The 26,523-nt window shown below is 47.1% G+C and carries 18 protein-coding genes; 6 read left to right on the forward strand and 12 right to left on the reverse strand.

The window, feature by feature from the left end; genetic code table 11:
• Window positions 1-98: 98 nt before the first annotated feature.
• Window positions 99-1,301 carry a succinyl-diaminopimelate desuccinylase gene (gene dapE, locus CPG39_RS04960; protein WP_096292321.1) on the forward strand — a complete coding sequence of 401 codons (1,203 nt, stop codon included), beginning with the start codon at window positions 99-101 and terminating at the stop codon, window positions 1,299-1,301.
• A 67-nt stretch (window positions 1,302-1,368) separates the two neighbouring features.
• Here the strand turns inward: dapE and hslU are convergent, their stop codons facing one another.
• The 12 genes from hslU to CPG39_RS05020 form a co-directional block, all read right to left on the reverse strand.
• Window positions 1,369-2,700 carry an ATP-dependent protease ATPase subunit HslU gene (gene hslU, locus CPG39_RS04965; RefSeq protein ID WP_096292322.1) on the reverse strand — a complete coding sequence of 444 codons (1,332 nt, stop codon included), beginning with the start codon at window positions 2,698-2,700 and terminating at the stop codon, window positions 1,369-1,371.
• Window positions 2,701-2,811: 111 nt separating this feature from the next.
• Entirely contained in the window at window positions 2,812-3,333 is a 522-nt protein-coding gene (gene hslV / locus CPG39_RS04970) for an ATP-dependent protease subunit HslV (RefSeq protein WP_096292323.1), read from the reverse strand.
• A 79-nt stretch (window positions 3,334-3,412) separates the two neighbouring features.
• A complete protein-coding gene (gene xerC / locus CPG39_RS04975) occupies window positions 3,413-4,306 on the reverse strand; it encodes a tyrosine recombinase XerC (protein WP_096292324.1) in 894 nt (297 codons plus the stop codon).
• A complete protein-coding gene (locus tag CPG39_RS04980; protein WP_331716186.1) occupies window positions 4,290-5,000 on the reverse strand; it encodes a DUF484 family protein in 711 nt (236 codons plus the stop codon). The genes xerC and CPG39_RS04980 overlap by 17 nt, the downstream gene beginning before the upstream one ends.
• Before the next feature lie 14 nt (window positions 5,001-5,014).
• Complete coding sequence (gene dapF, locus CPG39_RS04985; RefSeq protein WP_096292326.1) at window positions 5,015-5,842, reverse strand: diaminopimelate epimerase; 828 nt, start codon at window positions 5,840-5,842, stop codon at window positions 5,015-5,017.
• Window positions 5,843-5,845: 3 nt separating this feature from the next.
• Window positions 5,846-6,364 carry a GNAT family N-acetyltransferase gene (locus CPG39_RS04990; protein WP_096292327.1) on the reverse strand — a complete coding sequence of 173 codons (519 nt, stop codon included), beginning with the start codon at window positions 6,362-6,364 and terminating at the stop codon, window positions 5,846-5,848.
• A gap of 320 nt (window positions 6,365-6,684) precedes the next feature.
• Window positions 6,685-8,064 (reverse strand): hypothetical protein, encoded by a 1,380-nt coding sequence (locus tag CPG39_RS04995; protein ID WP_096292328.1) that lies wholly within the window; start codon window positions 8,062-8,064, stop codon window positions 6,685-6,687.
• Window positions 8,065-8,214: 150 nt separating this feature from the next.
• A complete protein-coding gene (locus tag CPG39_RS05000; protein WP_096292329.1) occupies window positions 8,215-8,904 on the reverse strand; it encodes an SCO family protein in 690 nt (229 codons plus the stop codon).
• Between the two features lie 21 nt (window positions 8,905-8,925).
• Window positions 8,926-10,770 (reverse strand): multicopper oxidase family protein, encoded by a 1,845-nt coding sequence (locus CPG39_RS05005; protein ID WP_096292330.1) that lies wholly within the window; start codon window positions 10,768-10,770, stop codon window positions 8,926-8,928.
• Between the two features lie 139 nt (window positions 10,771-10,909).
• The gene (locus CPG39_RS05010) at window positions 10,910-15,745 is read right to left on the reverse strand and encodes a peroxidase family protein (RefSeq protein WP_096292331.1); all 4,836 of its coding nucleotides are present in this window, start codon (window positions 15,743-15,745) and stop codon (window positions 10,910-10,912) included.
• A gap of 548 nt (window positions 15,746-16,293) precedes the next feature.
• Window positions 16,294-16,746: a PGPGW domain-containing protein gene (locus tag CPG39_RS05015; protein ID WP_096292332.1), complete on the reverse strand. Its 453-nt coding sequence runs from the start codon at window positions 16,744-16,746 to the stop codon at window positions 16,294-16,296.
• 130 nt (window positions 16,747-16,876) lie between these two features.
• On the reverse strand, window positions 16,877-17,686 hold the full coding sequence (locus CPG39_RS05020; protein ID WP_096291608.1) for a methane monooxygenase/ammonia monooxygenase subunit C: 810 nt from the start codon (window positions 17,684-17,686) through the stop codon (window positions 16,877-16,879).
• Between the two features lie 360 nt (window positions 17,687-18,046).
• On the opposite strand from CPG39_RS05020, the gene CPG39_RS05025 reads away from it, so the two are divergent.
• The 5 genes from CPG39_RS05025 (at window position 18,047) to CPG39_RS05045 (ending at window position 26,446) form a co-directional block, all read left to right on the forward strand.
• Entirely contained in the window at window positions 18,047-19,768 is a 1,722-nt protein-coding gene (locus tag CPG39_RS05025) for an OprO/OprP family phosphate-selective porin (RefSeq protein WP_096292333.1), read from the forward strand.
• Between the two features lie 192 nt (window positions 19,769-19,960).
• Window positions 19,961-20,977 (forward strand): PstS family phosphate ABC transporter substrate-binding protein, encoded by a 1,017-nt coding sequence (locus CPG39_RS05030; protein ID WP_096292334.1) that lies wholly within the window; start codon window positions 19,961-19,963, stop codon window positions 20,975-20,977.
• 285 nt (window positions 20,978-21,262) lie between these two features.
• The gene (locus tag CPG39_RS05035) at window positions 21,263-22,774 is read left to right on the forward strand and encodes an ABC transporter permease (protein WP_096292335.1); all 1,512 of its coding nucleotides are present in this window, start codon (window positions 21,263-21,265) and stop codon (window positions 22,772-22,774) included.
• Window positions 22,771-24,831, forward strand: a complete 2,061-nt coding sequence (locus CPG39_RS05040; RefSeq protein WP_096292336.1) for an ABC transporter ATP-binding protein — start codon at window positions 22,771-22,773, stop codon at window positions 24,829-24,831. The genes CPG39_RS05035 and CPG39_RS05040 overlap by 4 nt, the downstream gene beginning before the upstream one ends.
• Window positions 24,832-24,835: 4 nt before the next feature.
• Window positions 24,836-26,446 carry a peptide chain release factor 3 gene (locus CPG39_RS05045; RefSeq protein ID WP_096292337.1) on the forward strand — a complete coding sequence of 537 codons (1,611 nt, stop codon included), beginning with the start codon at window positions 24,836-24,838 and terminating at the stop codon, window positions 26,444-26,446.
• The last annotated feature ends 77 nt before the right edge of the window (window positions 26,447-26,523 follow it).

Here is a 26,523-nt window from a genome sequence, read left to right on the forward strand (position 1 = left end):
CAAGAAATGCTTCCTTACACATCAGTTATAGGTATAAGCGTCAAAACAGAAACCATCTGGAACTTAAAACATCAATTCACCCAACCTAGGAAGAAATTATGCCCAATGACACACTGGAACTCGCACAAACACTGATTGCCCGCCGGTCACTCACTCCTGATGATGATGGGTGTCAGCAAATTTTAATCGATCATCTGGAAAAACTCGGCTTCCATATTGAAAAAATGCGTTTCGGTAATGTCGATAATCTTTGGGCCCGACGCGGCAACACAACACCCCTGCTTTGCTTCGCCGGACATACTGATGTTGTGCCCACTGGACCATTGGAACAGTGGGACAGCGATCCATTCATACCCACTATCCGCGATGGACGCTTATACGGACGCGGTGCTGCTGATATGAAATCATCACTGGCAGCCTTTATTACCGCGATTGAAGCCTTTGTGGCTCAGCATGCCCACCATCAAGGATCCATCGCATTATTGATCACTTCAGATGAGGAAGGCGTGGCGATCGATGGTACCGTAAAAGTAGCCGAAACGCTTAAAGCGCGCGGTGAGTTACTCGATTATTGTATCGTGGGTGAACCGACGTGCACAGACAAACTGGGCGATACGATCAAAAACGGCCGCCGCGGCTCCTTGTCCGGAAATCTGACCATCAAAGGCATACAAGGACATATCGCCTATCCGCATTTAGCCAAAAACCCGATCCATCTGGCTGCTCCGGTGATTGCTGAACTGGCACATACGGAATGGGATCAGGGCAATGAATTTTTTCCCCCGACAACCTGGCATATTTCCAATATCAATGCTGGAACAGGTGCCACCAATGTGATTCCCGGTACCCTGAATTTATTGTTTAATTTCCGTTTCTCCACCGCCAACACGGTTGAATCTCTCACAGCCAAAGTACATGAAACCCTCGATAAACTTGGACTGGATTATGAATTACAGTGGGAACTCTCAGGGAAACCGTATCTCACGCCCAAAGCCGAATTAGCCGACGCGATAAGTGCCGCCATTACCAAAGTCACCGCTGTGGAGCCACAATTGTCCACCTCAGGAGGCACTTCGGATGGCCGGTTTATTGCAGATATCTGCTCCCAGGTGGTTGAATTTGGTCCGCGTAACGCGACCATTCACAAACTGAATGAGTATGTCGACGTCGATGACCTTGACCAACTCTCGCGAATTTATCTGTTGACCATGGAAAATTTATTGTCTCCGAAAAAGGAAGCAATTCAAACCCATTCAAGCAGCTTCCTCGATAAGCTGAAGAAATATTTTTCTTTTGAATAAAACCGATTAAAAAACCCTGTGGTTTTACTGCAGGGTTTTGGAAAATTGGAACACATACTGGCAACGATCACAACACATATCTTGCCAAATCCTCGCTTTGCGACAAATCCTTAAGGCGTTCATCAACATAAGCCGCATCGATGACCAGGGTTTCACCGCTATGTTTGGGTGCATTATAAGAAACTTCCTCAAGCAGCTTTTCGATCACGGTATGCAGGCGCCTGGCACCAATATTCTCTGTCTTACTGTTAACAGAATGGGCAATTTCCGCCAGGCGTTTGATCGCATCACTGCCAAATTGCAATGTTACGCCCTCGGTAGCCAACAGTGCTTCATACTGACGCGTAAGGCAGGCATCGGTATTGGTCAGAATCTGCTCAAAATCACTCACACTCAGGCTACCCAATTCCACACGGATGGGAAAACGCCCTTGCAGCTCCGGAATCAAATCGGAAGGTTTTGACATATGAAAGGCACCGCTGGCAATAAACAGAATATGATCGGTCTTGATCATTCCGTATTTGGTGGAAACGGTTGTACCTTCCACCAAAGGCAACAGGTCGCGCTGCACGCCCTGGCGTGAAACATCCCCGCCGGCATTGTTTGCCCGGCTGGCAATTTTGTCTATTTCATCCAGAAACACGATGCCATTCTGTTCTACATTCTGCAGGGCGGAAAGTTTCAACTCCTCGTCGTTGACCATTTTCGCAGCTTCTTCTTCCAGCAGTATCTTTTTTGCTTCGCGAATCGTCAATTTGCGGGTTTTCTTTCTCTCACCGGTCATATTTTGAAACATGCCTTGAATTTGGGATGTCAGATCTTCCATTCCCGGCGGCGCAAAAATTTCCATGCTGGCGCGTGAAGCCGCTACTTCGATCTCAATTTCCTTATCATCCAGCTCCCCTTCACGCAATTTTTTACGAAACTTTTGGCGTGTCAGATTATTGTGGTCTTCAGCATTCATTGATGAGCCGAAATCCCTGGAGCCCGGCAATAGCGCATCGAGAATACGATCTTCCGCATGATCTTCCGCAAGCGGTTGTTTCTTTCGGGTTTCTCTTTCCCGTGATTCTTTCACGGCTGTTTCCGCGAGATCGCGAATAATTGAATCGACATCGCGTCCGACATAGCCGACTTCAGTAAATTTAGTGGCTTCGATCTTGATAAAAGGCGCATTTGCGAGTTTGGCCAACCGGCGTGCAATTTCGGTTTTACCGACACCGGTTGGCCCGATCATCAGAATGTTCTTCGGGGTGATTTCCTGACGCAACGGATCAGCAACCTGCTGGCGGCGCCAGCGATTTCTCAGCGCGATCGCAACAGCCCGTTTGGCTGAGTTCTGGCCAATGATATGTTTGTCCAGTTCGTGAACAATTTCCTGTGGAGTCATTTGTGACATGGTTTCAGATTTTGTAGTAGATGTAGTGTAAACATCGGCTAAGCTACCGACCTAACAAGTTAATAGCTTAAACCTTCGCATGGATAAAAATTCTTCTGCTAATCGAGAAATTCAATCGATCATTTCGATAATATGATCCTGATTGGTATAAATACAGATATCACCTGCAATGGTCAGCGCTTTTTTTACGATTTCTTGGGGGGGTAGATCCGTATTTTCCAATAAGGCACGCGCAGCGGCCAATGCGTATGAACCCCCACTACCGATCGCGGCAATACCCAGCTCAGGTTCGATAATATCGCCAGCACCGGTGACGATCAGCGTTGCCTCTTCATTGGCTACCACCAGCATAGCCTCCAGTCTGCGCAAAATACGATCGGTACGCCAGTCTTTGGCCAATTCAACCGCAGCACGCATGATATGCCCATGATGGGCTTCCAGCTTACCTTCAAATCTTTCAAACAAGGTAAAAGCATCGGCAGTCCCGCCGGCAAATCCGGCCAAAATTTTGTTATGATAAAGTCTGCGGACTTTACGGGCACTGGATTTAGCCACTACGGCACCAAGCGTTACCTGACCATCGCCACCCAATGCAACATGATGGCCACGCCTCACTGAAACAATTGTTGTCATGAAATTTCTTATTGCGTTACAAAATTCGATTATAACGTATAAAGCCCAGCCAATTTTGCTAGAAAAACCCTATCAGCGTTTAATTTCTTTTCTTGGCTCGTGGATGTGCAGCATCGTAAATCTTTGCCAAGTGCTGAAAATCAAGATGGGTATACACCTGAGTGGACGTTATATGGGCATGCCCGAGCATTTCCTGAACTGCGCGCAAATCACCACTGGATTGCAACACATGGGAAGCAAACGAATGCCGCAAAATATGCGGATGTACATTTTGGTGCAGGTCCTGCTGTCTCGCCCTGCTTTTCAGTCGATAAGCAATAGCGCGCATACTGATCGCATCACCGCGTCGGGATAAAAAAAGTGCAGTCACATTCGGTTTGATAATTTGCAACCGCAACGCCAACCACGTTGTTAATGATTGCAACGCATATTCGCCTACCGGAACGATACGAGTTTTGCCGCCTTTGCCCAGAACCCTGATTGTTCCTTCCGCAAAATGAACATCCTCAGGCCGAAGTTGCGTCAATTCCGCCAGCCTTAAACCGGAGGAATAGAATAGCTCAAACATCGCGCTATCGCGGGCGAGCAAAATATTCTCAACGGGAAATTGCAACAGTCGTGTAGCCTCATCAGGTGACAATGCATGCGGTAATTTTTGCGGTGATTTGGGAACACGCACAGCATGGCAAGGATTATGCTGAAAGCCGTGTTTGCGAATTAAGAAATTATAAAAACCACACCAGGCGGACAGCATTCTAGCCAAACTTCTGCCGCCAAGCCCTTTACCGTGAAGTTGCGCAATCGCTTGACGGATATTGGGCGATTGCACTTGCGCTAAATCATCCGTACCCAGATGTTCCAACAAAACGCGAATATCACGTGCATAGCTTTTACAAGTCAGCGGCGACAAGCGCCGCTCATAAGCCAGATGATCGATATAGGCAACAGCTCGCAGTTCAGGAGTGCTGGTCATCGATCACATTCTGCTGATCGGCCAAACCACCTACGGTTTCGGCTTGGTCGTACCGTGTCACGGTAGTGCACACCAATTCCCCTAACCGTTTCAGATGCAACGTCCCCATTTCAGTATAAAACCGTTCAGCATCAGGGCTGCCCAAAACCACTAAACCAATGGTTTGCGCGGTATTCAAAGGAATCATCGCAAACGAGTTGAGATGCTCGGCCCCCTCTCCGAACCATTGCTTGATTTCATCCGCAATATGATTACCGCAATAGGGCTGCGGCAGGCTCTCGGCAATAGTACGCACATCCTCACTGACGGGAGTGAATTCAGCATGGGATTTTGCGCCATTAGCAACATTCCAGAGCCGCATTGCCACCAATGGAATAGCAAAATCCTCTTTCAAACTGAAGTACAGAGCATGGAACAATTCATCGATATTTGAAACAGAAAGCAAAGCGATTACCAGGCGATGCATCTTCTCTCCGATCGCATCGTTTTCTTCACCAAAGCTGATCAACTCCAGCAGCTTATCCTGCAGCACCCGGTTTCTTTCCCGCAAGGCAATGATTTGTCGCTCATTGAGCGAGATTACTTTTTCATCCTGCGGGTGGGAGATTTGAAGATCCGCCAGCAAATCAGCATACTGATTGAAGAACTGCGGGTGTTCCTGCAAATACTGTGCAACTTCTTCCGGTTTCATCATAGTTCCTTGATTGATTACAAATTAATCTCACCTTCAAATACCGTGACTGCCGGGCCGGTCATCCAGACCGGCTCACCGTAACCTTGCCAGTTAATTGTCAACTCACCGCCTTGCGTACTCACGACAACCTGACGATCCAGCAAACCCAGAGTAATGCCCGCCACCACAGCAGCACAAGCGCCTGTTCCACAAGCCAGCGTCTCACCCGCCCCACGCTCAAATACGCGTAACTTGATATGATTCCGATCAATCACTTGCAGATAACCCACATTGACCTTATTAGGAAAACGCCGGTGCTGTTCAATCAACGCGCCTTCGGTTGCCACCGGCGCACGCGCGATATCTGTCACCACGCGCACGGCATGTGGATTCCCCATCGACAACGCGCATATTGTAACCGGGCTATCCGGTAATTCAAGCTGATAAGTCAATGCGTATTGATCAGCAATGAACGGAATCCGCTCCGGTTCGAAGATCGGTTCTCCCATATTCACCGTGATATTTCCATTGTTTTCCAGCCTGGGCGATATCACACCGCTCAAAGTTTCGATACGGATTTCGCTATTTTGCGTCAAACCATGATCATGTACATAGCGCACAAAACACCGCGCTCCATTGCCACACTGCTCAACTTCGCCGCCATCGGCATTGAAAATACGATAGCGGAAATCCGCCTGCCCTTCCGCTTTTTCAACCAACAGCAACTGATCACAGCCAATACCGAAATGCCGATCCGCCAGGTGGCGAATTTGCTGCCGGTCAAGATTCACCGTTTGATTGATACCATCCACGACCACAAAATCATTCCCCAAACCCTGCATTTTGGTAAATTTTAATTTCATCGGTCACGTATTCCAACGGCTCATATCTGTCAGCGTCATCAAAAAATCATTCATCACGAAGCCTCCCCCGATATCGACAATACTATCCCCTGCAATTTCAAATCCATACTGCTGATAAGCAGCAATAGCGCTATGGTTGCGTTTATTGACTGTGAGTATCAGGGTTTGCAAGTCTTTACTTTGCATGAGGTTAATGGCATCCGCCACCAGCATCGCCCCGTAGCCTTTGCGATGATGATCACAATGGACGTACAGTTTATCAATTTTCAGCTCGTTTGGCTGCCCGGTCAGCATACAACAGGAAAAACCTATAATGGTTTGATCCAGAGTCAGCTTTCTCCACCAGATATTGGGATCCTTGAGTTGATTCTCAATCAGCGTGGGCTCGTATCGTTGCGCCAGCATATAATCAATCTGAGCCGTTGAAATAATAGGCGCATAATGATGTTGCCAGATTACGCGCGCCAATTCGGCAATCTCGGATACATCCAATGATGTTAAAGGCAGTATGTTCAGTTGCATTTGGATTATGAACAGATTAATCTTATATCCGCCCTGTATAAAACACCTTTTACAATGGATTCTTATACAGCATACCTACAAAGTATGAAGTGAAATAATAGGTTGCAAGCAACTATTTCTACTAAATTGTCTTGGTCAGGAAGATACTATCCAACTTAAAATGATAGATGAATATGAAAGGGAAAGCTTGAGCAAGTCCCTTTTTCTTTTAAAACTCGACCGCTTATGCAGTCGAGTTTTTTATTGCTGGGTACTATTGCAAGGATATAATCTCAGGATCCCTCGATATGAACAAGAGATATGCTACTGTTTAAACATGACTAATCCGCAGTTCTCGCGGTATCACTGCCACCTTGTGAAGACGTTACCGTAACGCGTGCTGGCGGTACCAGGAATGCATCCGCCCCCGATAGCACCACTTCATAACGTCCGGGAACACCCACTTGCGGCATTAGGAACGCAGCGGCCCCTATACGCAGCGTAAGTTCAGGGATAGCGCCCGCAGTCGGGCTTATCTTATCACTCGAAAAGGCCACAACCTTTATTTCTCCCGTCGCCTTGGTCCAAGTTGCCAGACTAATTCTCACATCGTCAATAACATCGATATCTTGCACGGTTTGTAAGCCGTTGGTACTTGTGGCAGTAACCGTTACTTGGTCAGGTACAGAAAGACCATTGGCTGCATTCAACGTTGCGCGCTTGAAAAAGGTACTGGCATCATCGAATGTCATTGGCCCGTTTTGATTCGCCTGGGGTATACCACTAAGTGCAACAGTAGCGGTGATCGGCGCTTTCACCCAAACATTGATACGAGCTGTCGTATTACCGGTGGTCGCGTTTGTGGTACGGAAATAAGTAGCGCGCACAGGTTCAATTCCTGGCGGGGTATTAGCTTCGTCATATATTTTACCTGTTACAGAAAATAAGTTGGTCTCAACAAAATTCTGCCCGGCACCATCCAGATCCACACCCACCGGACCTTCGATGCGGAAATAATTAACACCGCAATGACCGCCGATTACTTCATGATCAATATTAGGATCACCCACATAACCGTCCGGTGCAAACGGTGCAATATCCGGATCCCAGATCAGGAAAGGACCCACCTCACCACTTAACATGGTTTCAAATGGCGCGGCGCCACCGATATCGCGAGTCACATTAATAGCGCGCGTACCGGCCGTAGCATCATAAACCTCCGGCGCACAGTTTCCGTCAACTTCATTGAGAAAAGGGTGCCAGATTTTATATTCACCAGCAACCGGTATATCAACTCGGATACGTATACGCCCAAAAGCGAACTGATCGTTCGGTGCGGGATCTCCCGCACCATAAGCTGCCTCCAAAGCCAGCACCAGATTAGCTCGTCCCCCTCCAGCCAGATTCAGAGCAGCATCAGCCGACCACCAAAACGCCTCCGCGCCAAAGCCGGTCGCTTCGGATGTTGCATTGCCTGGAATCACAGGGTCGAAGAAACACATACCCGTAGCTCCATCGCCATCCAAACATAATTGCAAAACAGTGCCGTTAGTGTCGGAAAACCAGGTCGGGAAATGATTCACTGGGGATATTAAACCCTTACCGGCTAACGACGCATTGGCTGATGGCATACTCAGTCCCATCATTGCCACCACAAAGACAAAAGCAAAACCCACTTTCTTGCCTATGTCAGTAATTTCTTTTATTTTAAAGAGCTTCATGATTCAACGTCCTCCGTTTAAGGGATAGTTTTAAGTAATTCATAACTATCCAACATAAATATTATCTTTCTCATTGCTATCGTGATTAAGGAAGCTCCGACTTTATCGCAGGATTTATTCAGAGCTTCCCTAACACTTAAGCACGTACTTCTAAGTGTGCGCCTCTGCGGTATGCACAACCTTTGGATCCAGATGATTGATGGTTGCCATGATTTGCCATGGATCAGACAATGCGGGCGCCATGCTCCAGCGTTTACGTTCATCGTTGCCAATGCGCACCATGCCGGTATGATTTTCCTTGATGTTATCGACGTCTTCCTCGACATCATAAAAACCCAGCCGGTAGCGGATCAATTCGATATCTTCCGGCGCGCCCGTCAGAAACTTCCAGCCGTCCTGGATGCCATAGCGATCAGCATATTGCTTGAGCAATTCCGGCGTATCGCGCTCAGGATCCAGCGTGATGGAGTACATGAAAACATCGCGACCTGCACGCTCGCCCAACATATTCCGCACTTCCCGCAGATTCGCCGTCGATTTCGGGCAAATGCCGGAGCATTGCGAATACATCATGTTGATCGCAACCACTTTGTCGCGGATCAGGTCATCATAAAACCTCACCGCCTCGCCTTCATGCGTGTATAGCGTAACGTTCGGAAACGGCGCGGCGCTATCCGCCGGTTTGTATTTTCTGATATTGGGATTAAGCGCAGGCTTAGCTTCACTGAAACCCAGCTTCTGCCAAGCCGAATTCAATCCAATCAAACCCAATGCCGCCAGTCCCATGCCAGCCAGTATTTCCCTGCGTGAACCCACGGGTTCGTTATTTTCCTTATTCATGATATCCCCCTCTCTCTTTTCTTAACCCAGAATATCCCAACGCACCATCATGGCGTGGTCTTCATGGATCATATTATGGCAATGCATCACATACTTACCAGGGAAATCCCGGAACCGCATGAATAGTCTCACTTTCTCATTCGGTCCCAACCGGTAAACATCCTTGCGCCCTCTCTCATGTACAGGGACAGGCACTTCGATGCCATCCACGTAACGATTGAGGATTAGCCCTTCTTCGAAATGAATATGCACCGGATGACTCCAGCCGCCGGACGGATTATCCAGTTCCCAGATTTCAAAGCTGCCCATAGCCATATTCGCACCCGCAGAGCGGACGTTCACAAATTTGTCATTGATCGCCCACATACCGTTTTTGCGCTCAAAGCGCCAGTATCTGACCGGAGCCGTCGCGATCTCCGTAGCGGTCGGTCTGCGGATCGGGCGCAGCTTGGCCGGAACCTGACTGACATCCGGTTCATCCGGCTCGCGATCAACGATGAATTTGAGTACCTTCATTCCCGGTGCTTTGACACCTTTGGGCCCGCGCGAGCTGGTTTGCTCCCAGCGATTCACCAGGTAGAGTTCCGTTCCTAACGGATACAAAGAAAAATCCACCACGATATCCGCACGCTCGGCCACGCCCAGACGGACGTTCTTGCGGTTCAGCAGCGGCTTCGGCAGCAAATTGCCATCGTTGGCGATATAGGTGAAAGACTGTTGCACATTGTTGGCCGTAACCAAATGAAACTGATAAAAACGTGCTATGCCTGCATTAAGCAGGCGAAAACGGTATTTACGGCTTGCCACCTTGAGTACGGGTTCAATAATACTGTTGACCGTCACTTTGTCACCCAGTGTGCCTTCCGAATTCATCTCTTCGAAAATATGCATGCCGTTAGCGTCAAAACGCTTATCCTGAAAAGCTAACGGATAATCATAAGCACCGCTGGGCAATCTTAAAGCGACCGGATTAGGATCATGCTCGTCACCTGAATCCAGCTCATCGTAAAGCAAGTAAAAACCGGCCAAACCACGGTTGGCATTGGGCGCGGTAAAATCCAGACAGTGATCGTGGTACCACAGCGTTCCCAACGCTTCACGCTTATCACCACCCACGGGGTTTTTGGCACTTTTTGGAAATTCATCGTATCCCGCATAGACATTGGGATAAAAATGATCCTTGAATTGACCTGGCCCACTCAGCGTTGGTCCTGCCTTAGTTGCACTGAAATAATCCCCTGGGAAACCATCGCTCTCGGAAGGTGTATGCAAGTTATGCAAATGCATACTGATTTCCGGCGTGCCGAAACCCGTATGATTATCCGGTAACTCATTATATAAACGCACTATTACTGGGCGCCCATAACGCGCATGAAAGGTGGGATTATGATAATCCCCGCCACTTGAGTTTTTACCGATATAGTGCCAGACCAATTGCCTCGGGTAATCCGGATGGAACTCATAATCCGTAATCGCTTCAGCTCGAAGCTCGTAAGTATCGGCCTGACCGGATTCAAGCGGATGCGCACCAAAAAAATCATCCCAACGCTGATGATCGTTACGCCCGCATTCTCCATTTTCGGTATTAGCGACCCCCTGTGGAGGGAAAGCGTCATTGGACAAATCAGTTTGTTCCAGCGGCTCAACCTCCTCCGGTAATTCTCTTTGCCAAGGCCGGGTGGGCGGGCTAGGTGGTAACGATTCATCCGGAATGGCTTGTGCTGAGCTTTCACGCGAAGTTAAAATGGCCGGTGCGGCCAGAATCGTGGCACCCGTTGTTTTAAAAAACGCACGCCTTGATTCATTGGATGGAGAATCCGAATCAGCGACGTTACCCCGATTGGATTCATACTCTCCATTTTTCATGATAATGCCCTCCTACTCTACAGTTATTTTTTAAATTCACACTTTGGGTGCGTCTTGATTATGTATAGGCCCTGCCAAACTTATATTGACATCCATCAAATTGCTTTTATTTGATGGATGTCACTCCCTTCCCTGGTGCTTACAGCACCAAGTCTCCCCCAACCAGCGTTGGTGCTCCGAATAACTGAATTTCGAACTCAGCCGCAGCATTTCCATTGATGTTGGCTTGCAACAAACCCGTTGCAGAGTCGTAACGCACCTGCCCGCCGCCACTGAACGCGGCATTTCCGATAAAGATAAACGCTTGATTACCGGGAAATGCAGCCAATACGTTCGCATCGATCGCGCTCAGGTCAATGGTATCGATTCCCGTTTCAAAGTCCATGATGGTGTCTCTATTGGCCGGGTTGGAATGACCCACGGTTGCTAGATAATCAAAGATATCCGCATCCGCTCCACCTATCAAAGTATCGGCGCTCGGTCCGCCAATCAGCGTATCGTTACCATTGCCGCCATTGAGTATATCGATGCCCGCTGCGCCATTCAGCGTATCGTTGCCATCACCGCCATTTAACGTATCGAGACCGGCTCCGCCGTTAAGAGTATTGTTGTTGCTGTTACCGATAATAATATTGGCTAAGCCATTACCGGTACCATTGACCGCATTCCCGCCGGTCAAAGTAAGGTTCTCAACATTGGCAAGAAGCGTGTAGGTCACCGGACTCTCAACCGTATCGATACCTTGATTAAGCAACTCGGTAATCGTGACCGGTAAATTGCTAATTACATACGTGTCGTTATCCAAACCGCCCCGCAGTGTATCCGTACCACCTCCGGCAATCAGCGTATCGTTACCTCCTAGACCGGTGAGTATGTTGTTGCTGGCGTTGCCGGTTATCACGTTACCCACGTTATTACCCGTTCCATTAATCGCTGCGCCACCCGTAAGGGTCAGGTTTTCCAAGTTAAGACCCAGCGTATAGGTTACCGAGCTTTCAACGGTATCGGTACCACCTGCAGCACCGGCAAACTCTGTAATCGTGTCGGTCGTGGTATCGACAATATAGGTATCGTTGCCGCCTTCGCCTCTCAGAATATCGACACCACCCAAACCATTCAGCGTATCATTGCCCGTCAAACCCAAAATGACATCATTGCCGGCAGTGCCCTCCAAGTTATCGTCACCGGGAGTACCGACAATGACAAGCCTATCCGTAAATTGCAACCGCTCAACGTTACGAACCCTGTCGCTGCCATCGTCAGCACCACCGCCACCATTACCAGGATTGACATGATCAATAAACAAAGTACCTGTCGAGTCTGAATTGATGACATAGTTGGCAAATACATCCTGATACACTGCGGTATCGACGCCAGTACTGTTCGATAAAATCTCACGCACAATCACCAATTGATCGGGGCTATACGTACCGTTCTGCATCGCAGTCCGCAACGCAGGCGTCATATTGGGGAAAGTCGCAATTTGCGTTGCAGGGTTATTAGGATCGGTGCGTACGCTGATGCGAACATTTAACCACGCATCGCCATCGATAATGTCATCACCGCCGCGGCCTTCAATTGAATCACTACCGCCACCACCAATTAAAATGTTGCCGGAGCTGAAACTCGTAGCTCCATTCAGCAACGCACTCAACCCGCTGATCATGCCAATCCGCTCAGCAGCCGTATGCGTTCCGTTGAGTTGATTGACGTTATCCAGCGCGTTGTTTTGCCCGGTAACCGGATCTATCAGCTCCAATTCAACGCTGGTACGATTGTCACCCCGTATGATGTCGTTTTGATTCCATCCCGATGCGGCTTCAACCAGATCGAAACGATCCGCGGTATCTACAAAGGGGCCTGGAACAAGGAGTCTGGCCAAATCAATATTTGCAGCCACTGTGCTGCCAACATTCCCGGCCCAGTCAAAGCCGCTCGCGCCATCGTTCCGATCGGCACCAGCCAAGCCCATCATAATATCATCACCGCCTTCACCAATGAATTCGTCGAGACCGCCGCTACCCACAAACATATCATTGCCGCGAATCGGATCACGATTGAAGGGATCGAAATTGTCACCGGTAGAACCATCGGCCGTTCCAGTTTGAATCCAGTCATCGCCTTCATTGCCCTGCATGACTTCATTCGGCGCGTTACCGAAAATAAAGTCGTTACCCGGGCCGGCAAACACTTCCGAAATATCATTACCCGTTATAATAAAGTCATGACCCGAACCGCCCAAAATCAGATTAATACCAGCACCGCCGTTAATCACATCATGCCCATCCCCACCTTTGATATTGTCGTCACCCGAGGTATCGGTAATGATGTCATTACCATCGCCACCATTGAGTGAATCGTTACCCGCACTACCCTCGATACGGTCATTGCCGCCATCACCCCATACCGTGTCGTCACCAATCCCTGCACGCATTCTATTCGCACCATCGGTACCACCCATCACGATGTGCTCTCCACCGTTATAGCGAATGGTATTTGGACCTAATGAGGTATCCCTGATCAATAGCGCGGTTTCATTATAAGGAGTGCTCGGGTCATTCGGTATCGGACCGGAAGTTCCCAAATTACCAACTTCAAAAGTGTAAGTCGGAGTGGAAAACACATCGAATGGCAGATGTTTCACATTCGGGAGGTTGCGCATGATCATTTCTGCAAAGGAGTTCTCTTCCAGTTGCGTGAGGAAATCAAGCCCGGCGGTACGCGCCAGATAGTAAAAACGATCGCCATTCTGCAGGTTTTCCATTTGGGTTTCAAACACAAAGTTGAATGTTGAACCCAATAACCCGCCAAAAGGTGCTTGCGCCTCAGCCAATCCACCAATCCAGAAATCGACCGAATCCAAGCCAGTATTGGCCGTAGTGAAGCCATTGTCGCTATTTAGAAAGTCACCATTTTCATCGATGAGCGCTTGCGCTGCGGCACGTTTGCCTGCATTATCCGTGGCAGCAGCAATGCTTGGATGATTGCCATAAGCGGCAATAAAATTAACCAGCGATTCAGGATGTCTGAGCTCCGCGCCAAAATCGGCCCAACTCACGTAAGGCGTCACGGCACTGAGCCCGCTATCCTCAAAAAACATACGGCGTGCATCGTTCAAACCAGGAATACCGGTATCGCGAGCACGTGTCATGTTGATCGTCGGCAAATCGAGCGGCAGTCCTACAAGATTGTTGCGCAAAGCTTCGGTCACGAATTCATCGATTTCATTGCCGACTTGTTTGGTCATACCTCTCACCACGGCTGCTGCGGCATTGAGGTTATTCGTGTAATCGTCGGCAAACTCTACTGGGTTCAAAAATGCCTGAATCAATCCAATATCATTGCTGCTGCCATTTGCATTCGTTCTGGCCACGGTTTCAGTCAGCATCGAATGACCAAAGCGATACACCACATGGGCAAACTCGGCCATGATGGCAGGGTCAATCGAGCTGTCATAGCCGATAAAAACGTCGACATTCGGTTGTACTTTACGGGCAAATTCTTCGAACACCAAGTGTTGATATTGCATTTCAGTTGCAAAACGTGCAGCTTGAAACAATTTCTCGCCATCCCACTGATTACCGGGTAGCTTCCATTGGTTAATAAATGCCGGGTCCCCGCTAGCTGTAATCAAATCTTTAACTTCTTGGACTTTGCGGTTATGTTCCGCATGAAACACGGTATGCACCGTGGTCAATCCGATATTCTCGTTACCGCGGCCATCACCGGTAATAAAGTGTCTGTCGAGTAACTCATCATCGTAAGTACCGGCAGCGGGTGTATTGCCCACATCGGTATCCGGATCAGGATTTAGCACACCGGCAGCGAATTTAGGCACAGCCGTATGGGCGATATCATCTAAAAAGGCATGGCCGGTACGAACTACATTACCTGGAATATTTACTCCATTTCCACCATTAGCGGCTGGATTACCTTCGAGCAAAGTGTTTCCCTGCAACACCAATTGCGCATAACCGTTAGGACCTGGAATAAATTTTCCATACGTATCAGTTGCCAGTAATGGCAGATTTGTTAAATCAACATCGGTCAGATTCAGACCCAGCATGGTATGAGCTTGTGCTTTAATATCGGCCCAGGTTGCAAGACCGCCCAAACCACCGGAACCTTCCAGCAAGTTACCAGTTGAGACCGGATCACCAGTGTTCGGATTGATTGCATATTCACGCAAAAACACCTGATGCGAAGGATGCGAGGTATAAGTTTGATTCTGATCTACAAACGGGGTTGTTTGGTTAATATGATTGTGAATATCATCACCTGTACCTATGATGTTATCCGGACCAGGTAAATTAGTCGCTCTGGTCAGGGTCATAAAATTCGGCGCACCCGGCGCAGGGTCAAACAGCGGATCATCCGGTTGCAGCGGAACAAAAACGGTACCGCTTTGACCTTTATTCACCAAATCCAATCCGTGATCAAAAAACTGGCCAAAAAGCGTAAACCATGAATTGAACGGCGCGGATAACCCTGCATCGGGCGTAACATTCGGAATAAAATAGGTTTGAAAAGGCGTACCGTCGAAACGAATACCGTTAACGATCTCCGAGCCGACGGTGTTATTAAAAGCAGCTTCCGCAGCAGGATTACTTTCTGTTTGATCCACAATCAGATTACTGATCAAACGCGGTTGCGAATCAAATACCAAACCGTTTTTCTGATTATAATGGGTCGGATTACCCGCTCCAGGAAAGCCTGCGGGTATATTCTCTCCAGGTCTGAATTCCGGCGCCAGTAAGCGTGGAAATACCCTATCCGCTGCTCCGAACAAGCTCTGACCATCTTCTAGATTATTATAAGTGCCATCAACATTGCGCAAACCAAAAGGAATCAGAGGATCACCTACAAGTCCAGGCAATGCGTTGAAAGTGCCTGATTGCTGCGCGGCAGAATCTGCATCAGCAATTGCTATTTGCTGAAGTAGAAAATCTAGATCGGTTCTGCTGAAATTTGCCATTTTATCTAACTCCCGTATTTATTTATAAATCTAGCAAGCTAAACACTTCCTGCACTGTGGTGACTCACTACACTTAAGTTAATAATTTTTAATAACTCTCTCTTAAATTTGAGAGAAAAATATTATTGCTGACGCCCTATCCCTCCAAATCAGATGCATTCCGCTACTTGACAAACTATTCAACAGAAAATTTAATACTCTGATTTATTGCGAAATTCTTACCCTCTCGTAATGTTGTTTTTGTCTATCAACAGGATGTAGTGCCATACGGTAATAATCTTTCTAACTCTTTCATCCCACTTCTCATTTTTGGCAATAAGATAATATGCTTGTAGTGTTCAAAAAATAAGGGACAAGCTGCAGCAATTTTGCAGGATGCTTGTCCTAGTTTTGTCCTTGTTTATGTAGGATCATTCTTTCATAATAAGTTATTTTATTTAATTAAATCATAAAGATATAGCCATTAAAAACTTGTGAAGAAACTATAAAGGAAAATGTGAATAAATAATGAAGGAAAGCCAGTTTCAGTCCATTCCGGAAACTGGGCTTTAAAGTGAAGACTGTTTTTCTGAAGGAGGCGATAACGTCAATGGCGGTTTATTGAATTTATGACGCATCGCATTAATAATATTCAATAGCGGGGGCTTTCCGATAATTTTGGCTTCCAGCTTGCGTTTATTGGGAAAATCCAACAATGAAATCCCAATCAGCATTGTCAGCAAACCTTGCCCCGGTAGAAAAAGCATCATGAAGCCTGCAATCAAAAATACAAAACCGACAAGGTTTTTAACGATTAATCCGATAATGCGCAGTATTGGATGGTGCTCCTTCATCCAGTAACGAGGAATGCGCACATCAAAATAATCACTCGGTAGGCGAATCAGAATCCATGGAATAGCGACTAAAGAAGCAATGAAGCCAATAATCGATGCGACCGTCAAACCGATCAATACATCGATAGATACCCACTGATGTATTATCGCGACGATATCTTCCAGCATAAAATTAGCCTGATAAATTGAGAATTACTCAGATCTCTCCGAATAATCTGATAGGAAAAGTTGTACTACGGAAGGATTCCTGCCGCTTGTGAAAGCGGCAGGAACAAATCTGCAACATCAAAGATTAAAATTAAGGAACGATACGATTGTTCAGAATTTCTCTGCTTGCGTTGTTCCAGGTTACATCGGTCAGGTTAGAGTAACGGGTGATAATCTGTGCTGCAATACCACCTGAAAATAAACCCGCCCAGCCCAGAATCACAAAGCCCCAGTGCAACGGTGCGCTAAACAGTTCTTCCATGAACCAGAAAGCATGTCCCCATTCGTTCAATCCTACGTTCGGCAGAATCATCAATGGGCCCGCAATCGCCATCACCAACGGAAACGATGTGCCGCGGCTATACAATGGCAGACGCGTCATCGCGTACAGGTAGGCCGCTACTCCGCATACAATGTACATCGGGAATGAGCCATAAAATACCACTACGTGACTCGGTGTAAAGCTCGTGTCACGAATAATCACCTGGTGCCAGCTTGCATCCTGTTCGGTAAAGAAGCTGCCGCCCCAGTAAACACCAAACAAATATACACCCAGCCACATCATCCAGTAAAAATAACGTTTGATCTCAAGCTTGGTGTCCAGATTGTCCAGTTGTTCCTTGGTATCGCGGGTCTTCAGTATCCACCCCCAGGTTACCAACGCAAACAGTGGCATCAGTGTCATGTGTACGCGCCACAGTCCCATCCATACCTTGTCAAATTCAGGCTCCATCGAGTCCATGCCATGTGAATATGCAAATGTCCTTTGGTACCAGATCCAAAATATCGCTACCAAAAGCATCGTTAACATGCCCAGCTTGTAATACTTCGAGTCGTACCACAGCGACATGTCATAGTTGGCGCTCGCCGCGCCGCTAGTTGTGCCATAGGTTGTTGCCATGTTTACCTCCTATTAATTTAACAGATTGTTTGTTAATAGAAAAATTTGTTTGAGATGGAAATCTACTTTCACCACCCAACACAAATTAGACAGAGGCTTTCTTCATGAAAGTTCCCATTAATCTGTGAAAACTCCGTCGGGCATTTACAAAATAGTCACCGACTCTATAAATGCAAGAATATTTTATAAACTAATATCCAATCTTTCAAATAATTAACAAATTAATCCTAAGCCCGCGAGTAACAATATTGTCACAATTTTGTAAAAAAAATGATGTTGTCACAAAAATGTAACATTGCTGTTATATAACTCCTGTCTCGTCTAGCAATTTATTTTTCAATCCTGGATTAACGACAGATAATGAAATTTTTCAGCCTTATTTTAGCAACCCTAGTAATATTCAATTTATGTGCCATCTCCAGCGCTTATGCATTGGATTTGTATGTTGATACAAAAACCAAACAAGTTTTTGCGGAACCTGGACCGAATAGAGTTCATATGGGTACGTATGTAAAAACCGATAATCCATCGGCGCAACCCGAATCCCCCAAGCTAGCTACTACCCCCTCCTCGGCACCTGCTGAATCAGAGAAAAAAGAAACAGTGGCCGAATCGACTCCGATGCGTGAGGGAAAAACCACAGCGGTAGCGGACAAAACCATTCACGAACGTCTGGCTAGCCAAGTCTCAGTGCTGGAAGAACGCATTAAGGATGTTGAGAAGATACATGGTACATTTGATGATCGGGGTTTACATTGGGCCACTAAAGATGGAAATTTTTCAATGTCGCTTAATGGACGGATACAACCCGCTTCACAATATAATTTCGTCAATGATCCCGACCCTGCCTTCGGCTCCAATACCGCGAATGAGCTGAATAGTGGCATGAATATCCGCCGCGCTCGACTGGGTGTTGAAGGCACTTTTTATAGAATATGGGATTATAAATTCGAGTTTGATTTTAGTCGTGGCAATGGTTCTGTGGGATCCGGAATTACGGATGCTTTCGTACGCCTGAATCATACGGACGCACTCTCTTATAAAATAGGCTCATTCAAAGAGCCATTCAGTCTGGAAGAAGCTGCCAGCAATCGATTTATTACCTTTATCGAGCGCCACATGTCAGTCAATTCGTTTGTAGATAACCCCAATACTTACAAAACAGGTATCGGCGCTAATTATGCAGTAACACGCTTCCAAACCGGACTGGCTTTTCAAACCGAGCCTATTGGAGCGTGGTCAGCGGCATCAACTTCGGTGAATGCAAACGGCAACCAGAGCCGCAACAACGGCTCGGGCGATACGGGTTGGGAAGGCATAGGCCGCGTCAGCGGCAGACCCTGGATGGAAGATGAAAACAAGTTCTTACACGTTGGCATCTCCGCAGGACACACCGCAGTCAACACGCAGTATCGAGCCGATGGCACTATGGTTGGGGAAGGCTCTAACGGCGGCGGCGGCGGTATGTCATTTGTCGCATTCCCGGGAACCAATGTGGATCGCAGTAATGTCCTGAATACCGGCAACTTAAGTACCGGTGCGCTCAACGATCCAAACCGGCGCGAGATTAGCAGCTATGATCGATATGGTGCAGAAGCATGGTTTGTTCATGGCCCCTTCTCAGCACAAGCAGAGTTTTTACGCACCAATATCAATGGGGTTGGTTATGATGGAGAACACTTGACGGGTTACTATGGTTTCGTGAGTTACTTCCTGACCGGGGAATCCAAAGCCTACCATGTCAGAAACGGCGCAGCAAACCGGATTAGACCAAACCGGCCGTTCCAATGGAATGGATCGGGATGGGGCGCATTCGAACTGGCTGCCGGTTATGATTACATTGATATGAATTCGGGAGTCATCAGAGGCGGACGCGCTGATATGGTCCGGTTCGGTTTCAATTGGTACCCTCACTCGAACGTTAAGTTTCAGGCAAACGTTATACATATGCTGGATATCAATACGGCTAGAACGCCCATTACCAATACCGATGGATATTCCGGAGGCGCTGGTGCACGGACTAATGGCTGGAATAATGGCGATTTGAGTGCATTCTTGACTCAATGGACTATCGATTTTTAAAAGCGATTTGCGTTGCGCACACAATGGGAACTCAGAAAACTCCGAGTTCTCATTACATTACATTTAAATCTATCTTCTGAGTCTTAGCTCATATCAAATACCTCACAATTAAACTATAGGCTAACAATATGTGGATTATTATGATCTATAGTAGGCTGCCCAACACAATCCATCTCACACCAGGAGGACAACATGCCGCAAATATACATCTTCAAGATACTAAACATAATGCTCCTACTCTGTGTAGGTATTAGTATTGCAAACGCACAATCGATTATCCAAACTGATGGCTCCAGCACCGTTTATCCCATTACCAAAGCAGTCGCCGATAAATTTCAAATCGTAAAAAAAAATACAGTGAATGTTACGGTCAGTATTTCCGGCAGCGGTGGCGGCTTTAAGAAATTTTGCCGCAGTGAGATCGATATCGTGAATGCCTCACGGCCCATTCTGAAGAATGAAATGCAGGATTGTAAAAATTCCCGTATTCAATACGTTGAAATCCCGGTAGCTTTCGATGCCTTGACCGTAGCGGTTAATCCGGAGAATCATTGGGCAACGGCCATGACATTGGTACAATTGAAAAAAATATGGGAACCGGCTGCGCAAGGCACGGTGACCCGATGGAAACAAATCAATCCGACGTGGCCCGATGAAACCATCAAACTCTATGGCGCCGATCCGGATTCCGGCACTTATGATTACTTCACCAAAGCCATTGTAGGTAAGGCAAAATCAAGCCGCAGCGACTACACTCAATCCCCGGATGACAACGTATTGGTTAACGGGGTGGCCAGCGATAAGAATGGTCTGGGATTTTTTGGATTTTCCTATTACATTGAGAATCAGAACAAAGTCACAGCTGTTGCCATCGATAATGGAAAAGGGCAAGGCGCTATTCCTCCAGCGGTCGAAACTGTCGAAAATGGCAGCTATCAACCTTTATCACGCCCGATCTTTATCTATGTCAATGTTAAAGCCATCGAGAAGCCTGAGGTTAAGGAATTTGTGGAGTTTTATCTGAAAAATGCTCTCTTGTTGGTAAAAGAAGCAAAGTTTTTTCCACTACCGCCCCGAGCTTATACAACCATGCTGGAGCACTTTAACAAAAAAAGAACAGGCTCGGTATTTAGTGGGGTACCGGCAATTGGCCTCACCATCGACGAACTGATCAGACGCGAAGACCGGCTTCAGTACGAAAATTTTTAAATTCATACCCACGAAATAAGTAATTGTCTTAATCACTTATCGCTCTAAGCCTTTGAAAAACTCACCCTGTCATTATCGGCCTAGTGATGAATCTTTAACAATCAATGGGTAGATTTATCGCCTGATTTCAAATGCGTTTGTCCAGAGCTTCCTTTAACAACTGGTAATAATTTCGTTAAGTGATTATTACCAGTTGTTGTTTTTTCAAATTCAACTTTCATTTATGATATAAGTCCCCCATTGCAATTAAATAACATGATCCCCTCTGCAAAAATCATCTAATTTATGTCTTTCAACCCCATTATCCTGTGGACAGATGCACTTATATATTTATTCGTTGGTATTGTATTTTTTTTGATTTGGTATGTAAGACGAAACGAACATCTATTGACCCCCTGGAGACGTGTAGGACATAGTGCCAGCGGCATGTCCGCGCTGACAGTGCTACTTTTTTTCTTGATCGTAGGGTTACTCGATACTATCCACTTTCGCCCCGCTCTCGATCATAAAACTCCGGATGGGAAAAACGTTTACAGTGTGGAAGTCTTGAGCGTACTTGATCTCCTGGTAACACCACTGCGCACGAATATGGAAAAAACCTATTCCGCGCCATTGGCGACACACCTCTACGCAAAAGAAACGATTGAGCTTCCCGATGGCAGCCAGGTCCGAACCTTCGCCCGACTTAAATACGGCGGAGCTCACCTGCAAAATCCTGATACGGATCATGTCGGTGATATTACATGGCGCAGCACAAAAGGTTTGATGGCTGGTTTTCTGGTCTGGTGCTTGTTTACCGCAGGTTTAATCACGTTATTGTCACATCGACATCAGAAAAGTTTTCCCCAAACCATCGCAACCATTTTGCGATGCAAAATGGAAATTCCCTGGCACGCCATTTTGATCACCTTATTAATTCTGCTGCTGATTATCGGTTGCGGAACAGCATTAGCCGGTCACTACCATGTCTTAGGTACTGACAAGGTTGGACAAGACATTCTGTATCAATCACTCAAGAGCATTCGTGTCGCTCTGGTCATTGGTACTCTGACCACGTTGATTATGCTGCCATTTGCGCTATTGCTCGGCATTATGGCGGGTTATTTCAGCGGTTGGATCGATGATGTCATTCAATATATTTATACCACACTGAATTCCATACCCAGCGTCCTATTGATCGCCGCTGCAGTACTTATGATGCAAGTGTATATCGAAACCCATTCAGAATTATTCGAAACCGTCGCCGCACGTGCCGATCTGCGTTTGTTATTCCTTTGTATTATTCTTGGCGTGACCAGTTGGACCAGTTTATGCCGATTGCTTCGCGGCGAAGCGATGAAGCTGCGCGAATTGGAGTATATCCAGGCAGCCCATGCCTTTGGTGTCTCGCATTGGCGCATCATCACGCGCCACATTTTACCGAATGTAATGCACATCGTTTTAATTGCGACAGTCATGGATTTTAGTGGTTTGGTTCTGGCCGAAGCGGTTTTATCTTATGTCGGCGTGGGTGTCGATCCTTCCACGATGAGCTTTGGCACTATGATTAACGCGGCACGCTTGGAAATGGCACGCGAACCGATAGTCTGGTGGGCATTACTGGCAGCATTTGGATTTATGTTCACTTTGGTATTGAGCGCCAATTTATTTTCCGATGCAGTACAAAACGCTTTAGATCCACGCACAAGAACGTTAAAACAAAGCAAGAAATTCTTTCAGAAATCAGAAAACAAATCACAACCATCAAGCAAAATATCCCAAGCTATCAAATCAACCGAATCTTCTCATCAACCATGAAAAATCTGCTGGAAATAGAGCATCTTGAAACCTTGCTGCATACCGGCAATGCGCCCGTGCGTGCAATCGATGGATTGTCTCTGGCCATTTTACCGGGTGAAACATTTGCATTACTCGGAGAATCCGGATGCGGCAAGTCAATGACAGCACTTTCCGTCATGCGCTTGCTACCTGAAGTAGGTGAAATTGTTGCCGGAAAAATCAAACTCAACGGCACAGATATTTTGCAACTCTCTGAAAGGGATATGCGCACAATCCGGGGTAAACGCATCAGTATGATTTTTCAGGAACCGATGTTGAGCCTGAATCCAGTGCTGACCATTGCTGAGCAAATTGAAGAAGTATTGAACCAGCATTTGCAATTATCCAAAAATGCAACCCGGCAACGCATTCAGGAATTGCTGGAACAGGTCGGCATTCCTGATGCAACGCAACGCATGCATGAATATCCGTTCCAGTTTTCCGGCGGCATGAAACAACGCGCCATGATCGCCATGGCGCTTGCGGGCGAACCCGAGTTGCTTATTGCCGATGAACCCACGACAGCCCTGGATGTGACAATACAAGCACAAGTCCTGGATTTGATGCGACAAGTTCAGCGGCGCACGCACATGGCAATTTTACTGATTACGCATGATCTGGGCGTAGTTGCCGAAATGGCTAAACGCATCGCAGTAATGTACGCAGGAGAAATCGTCGAACTGGCTTCCCGGGATGATTTCTTTCACCGCCCGGCTCATCCCTACTCACAGCAGTTATTTGCATCTTTACCCGGAAAACAAAAACGTGATCAGGCATTAACTGTTATTCAGGGCAACGTGCCCTCCCTTGCACAACAGTTTAAGGGCTGCCGTTTTGTTGATCGCTGTAATCAAGCACTGGCTATCTGTCACCATACCATCCCCCAATGGCATCCGGCAACATCGGGAAGCCATCAGGTGCGGTGTCATCTGTATTTGGATCAGCAAAATGTCCCGGAGAAACCATCAGCAAATAACGCTGAGCAGCGAGTCATCGCTTTTGATGCAAAAACCGATACGACAGAAGAAATATTATTACAAGTTACCGAACTCAAAGTCCACTTCCCGATTCGCAAAGGATTATTCAAACGTGTAGTCGGTCACGTTAAGGCAGTCGATGGCGTATCGCTAAAAATTGTTGCCGGACAAACTTTGGCATTAGTCGGTGAATCGGGATGCGGCAAGACAACGATCGGTAAAAGCATTCTGCAATTGATTGAACCAACCGCAGGAAGCGTGCGCTTCAGAAACCAGGAACTGGTTTCTCTGAAACGCGATCAGCTTCGGCAAATACGTTCTCAATTTCAAATTATATTCCAGGATCCTTACTCTTCACTGAATCCGCGCATGCGAATTATTGAAATTCTGCGGGAAGGCATGGATGCGCTGATCATCAGAAAAAAAAATGGCTCTAAAACTCACGCTGCATCGTCAATTGATTCAAGAGAGAAAAAAATTGATGCATTATTACGTCAAGTGGGCTTGCCTGTTGAGGTAAAATGGCGGTATCCGCATGAGTTCTCCGGTGGTCAGCGGCAGCGTATCGCCATTGCGCGTGCTTTGGCGGTTAATCCGGAACTATTAATCTGCGATGAGCCGACTAGCGCACTGGATGTATCGGTTCAGGCGCAAATCCTGAATCTGCTCAAATCGCTGCAAAATAATTTAGGGCTTGCATTTTTATTTATTACCCACAACATCGCTGTTGTGGAATATTTGGCTGATGAGGTTGCTGTCATGTATTTGGGACGAATTGTTGAATATGGGCGTATTGATGAGGTGATAAGCCATCCCAGGCATCCCTACACCCAAGCGTTGCTATCATCAGTTCCGCAAATTGAATCCAATCCCGACCGCCAAGTCATTGCGTTGAAAGGTGACCTGCCATCTCCAGTCACACCGCCAACCGGCTGTCACTTCCATCCACGCTGCGCCAGCGCTATGCCCATTTGCCGCGTGACCTATCCGCCGGTCAGCACATTCAGCGCAACGCATACAACCCATTGTTTCCTTTATCCACACCAACAAGTTTTTTGAAATCATGAGCATTCATAACGAAGTGGCGCGCCGCCGCACTTTCGCTATCATTTCCCATCCTGATGCAGGTAAAACTACGCTGACTGAAAAATTGTTGATGTATGCCGGTGCGATTCATATCGCCGGCAGCGTAAAAGCACGCAAAGCCAGCCGTCATGCCACCTCGGATTGGATGGAAATCGAAAAACAACGCGGTATCTCGGTCGCCAGTTCAGTCATGCAAATGGAATACCGCGATTGCGTCATTAACTTACTCGATACTCCCGGCCATCAGGATTTCTCAGAAGATACCTATCGTGTGCTCACCGCAGTCGATGCCGCACTGATGGTAATTGATGCCGCCAATGGCGTCGAAGCACAGACATTACGTCTGCTGGAGGTCTGTCGTGCACGCAACACTCCGATCGTCACTTTTGTCAATAAAATGGACCGTGAAGTGCGTGAACCGTTGGATTTGATTGATGAAATCGAACGTACCCTGGGTATGGCCACCATTCCATTCACCTGGCCGGTCGGCATGGGAAAAAACTTTCAAGGTGTCTGCGATCTGAAAAATGATTGTATGCGCATATTTCAAGCCGGATCTGACCGGGTCGACAATAAAAATGAAATGATCGCGCAGCTTGACGATCCGCAGATCCAACAACGTTTCGGCACGGATTTGTCCAGCGCTTTACAGGCAATCGAGTTGATTAAAGGGGCTACACCGGCTTTTGATCATAAAGTGTTTCTTGCGGGTAAACAAACCCCTGTTTTCTTTGGTTCCGCGATCAACAATTTCGGTGTGCGGGAAATTCTCGATTCATTGGTCGATTTGGCTCCTCCCCCCGAGTCACGTAACGCTATTCAGCGCGAAGTATTGCCAGATGAAAAAAAATTTTCCGGCATGGTATTTAAAATTCAGGCCAATATGAATCTGGCACACCGCGACCGCATTGCCTTTGTGCGTATCTGCTCCGGTCATTTCAAGCGCGGCATGAACTTGAAAGTCGCACGCAACGGCAAGGATATCCGCACCAGTACAGTGGTATCTTTTTTGTCGCAACGTCGTGACATTCTTGAAGAAGCCTATCCCGGAGATATTATTGGCATACCGAATCACGGTACGTTGCAACTTGGCGACACTCTGACCGAAGGAGAGGTATTGCAATTCACCGGTCTGCCTTTTTTTGCTCCGGAAATTTTCCGTACCGTTGAAATTTCAGATCCGTTACGCAGCAAACAATTGAAGCTGGGATTGACACAACTGGGTGAAGAAGGTGCGATTCAGGTATTCCGTCCACATTTGGGTAACCTGCTATTACTCGGTGCCGTTGGTACGTTACAGTTTGAAGTGGTTACTCATCGACTGCAATACGAATATGCGGTGGCTGCCCGGATAACGCCAGCTAAATATCAACTGGCACGCTGGATTACTTGTGACGATACACGTGAACTACAGCGATTTATTGAAGCCAACGCGCATCGGATCGCCTATGATGCTGTCGATGCTCCCACCTTTCTGGCCGCTTTTGGCGCGGAATTAAGTGTCGCAGAAGAAAACTGGCCGGCGATTCGTTTTCATAAATTACGCGAACACGCCGGTTTGGTGTTTCAGGATCATATCAACGCATAAGGGCACACAGGATGATATGGATACCGGCTATTTTATTATTCATCTTTTTTACAGTATCCACGCAGGCTAGTAATTTA

This window comes from Nitrosomonas ureae (assembly GCF_900206265.1).
Taxonomy (GTDB): Bacteria; Pseudomonadota; Gammaproteobacteria; order Burkholderiales; family Nitrosomonadaceae; genus Nitrosomonas; species Nitrosomonas ureae_C.

Coding starts and splice junctions, on each gene's coding strand:
- CPG39_RS05010 (WP_096292331.1), bottom strand. CDS start 15,745: ATGGCAAATTTCAGCAGAACCGATCTAGATTTTCTACTTCAGCAAATA.
- hslV (WP_096292323.1), bottom strand. CDS start 3,333: ATGACAACAATTGTTTCAGTGAGGCGTGGCCATCATGTTGCATTGGGT.
- CPG39_RS05000 (WP_096292329.1), bottom strand. CDS start 8,904: ATGAATAAGGAAAATAACGAACCCGTGGGTTCACGCAGGGAAATACTG.
- CPG39_RS05025 (WP_096292333.1), top strand. CDS start 18,047: ATGAAATTTTTCAGCCTTATTTTAGCAACCCTAGTAATATTCAATTTA.
- dapE (WP_096292321.1), top strand. CDS start 99: ATGCCCAATGACACACTGGAACTCGCACAAACACTGATTGCCCGCCGG.
- CPG39_RS05035 (WP_096292335.1), top strand. CDS start 21,263: ATGTCTTTCAACCCCATTATCCTGTGGACAGATGCACTTATATATTTA.
- CPG39_RS04990 (WP_096292327.1), bottom strand. CDS start 6,364: ATGCAACTGAACATACTGCCTTTAACATCATTGGATGTATCCGAGATT.
- xerC (WP_096292324.1), bottom strand. CDS start 4,306: ATGACCAGCACTCCTGAACTGCGAGCTGTTGCCTATATCGATCATCTG.
- CPG39_RS04980 (WP_331716186.1), bottom strand. CDS start 5,000: ATGATGAAACCGGAAGAAGTTGCACAGTATTTGCAGGAACACCCGCAG.
- CPG39_RS05040 (WP_096292336.1), top strand. CDS start 22,771: ATGAAAAATCTGCTGGAAATAGAGCATCTTGAAACCTTGCTGCATACC.
- dapF (WP_096292326.1), bottom strand. CDS start 5,842: ATGAAATTAAAATTTACCAAAATGCAGGGTTTGGGGAATGATTTTGTG.
- CPG39_RS05015 (WP_096292332.1), bottom strand. CDS start 16,746: ATGCTGGAAGATATCGTCGCGATAATACATCAGTGGGTATCTATCGAT.
- CPG39_RS05030 (WP_096292334.1), top strand. CDS start 19,961: ATGCCGCAAATATACATCTTCAAGATACTAAACATAATGCTCCTACTC.
- CPG39_RS04995 (WP_096292328.1), bottom strand. CDS start 8,064: ATGAAGCTCTTTAAAATAAAAGAAATTACTGACATAGGCAAGAAAGTG.
- CPG39_RS05045 (WP_096292337.1), top strand. CDS start 24,836: ATGAGCATTCATAACGAAGTGGCGCGCCGCCGCACTTTCGCTATCATT.
- hslU (WP_096292322.1), bottom strand. CDS start 2,700: ATGTCACAAATGACTCCACAGGAAATTGTTCACGAACTGGACAAACAT.
- CPG39_RS05005 (WP_096292330.1), bottom strand. CDS start 10,770: ATGAAAAATGGAGAGTATGAATCCAATCGGGGTAACGTCGCTGATTCG.
- CPG39_RS05020 (WP_096291608.1), bottom strand. CDS start 17,686: ATGGCAACAACCTATGGCACAACTAGCGGCGCGGCGAGCGCCAACTAT.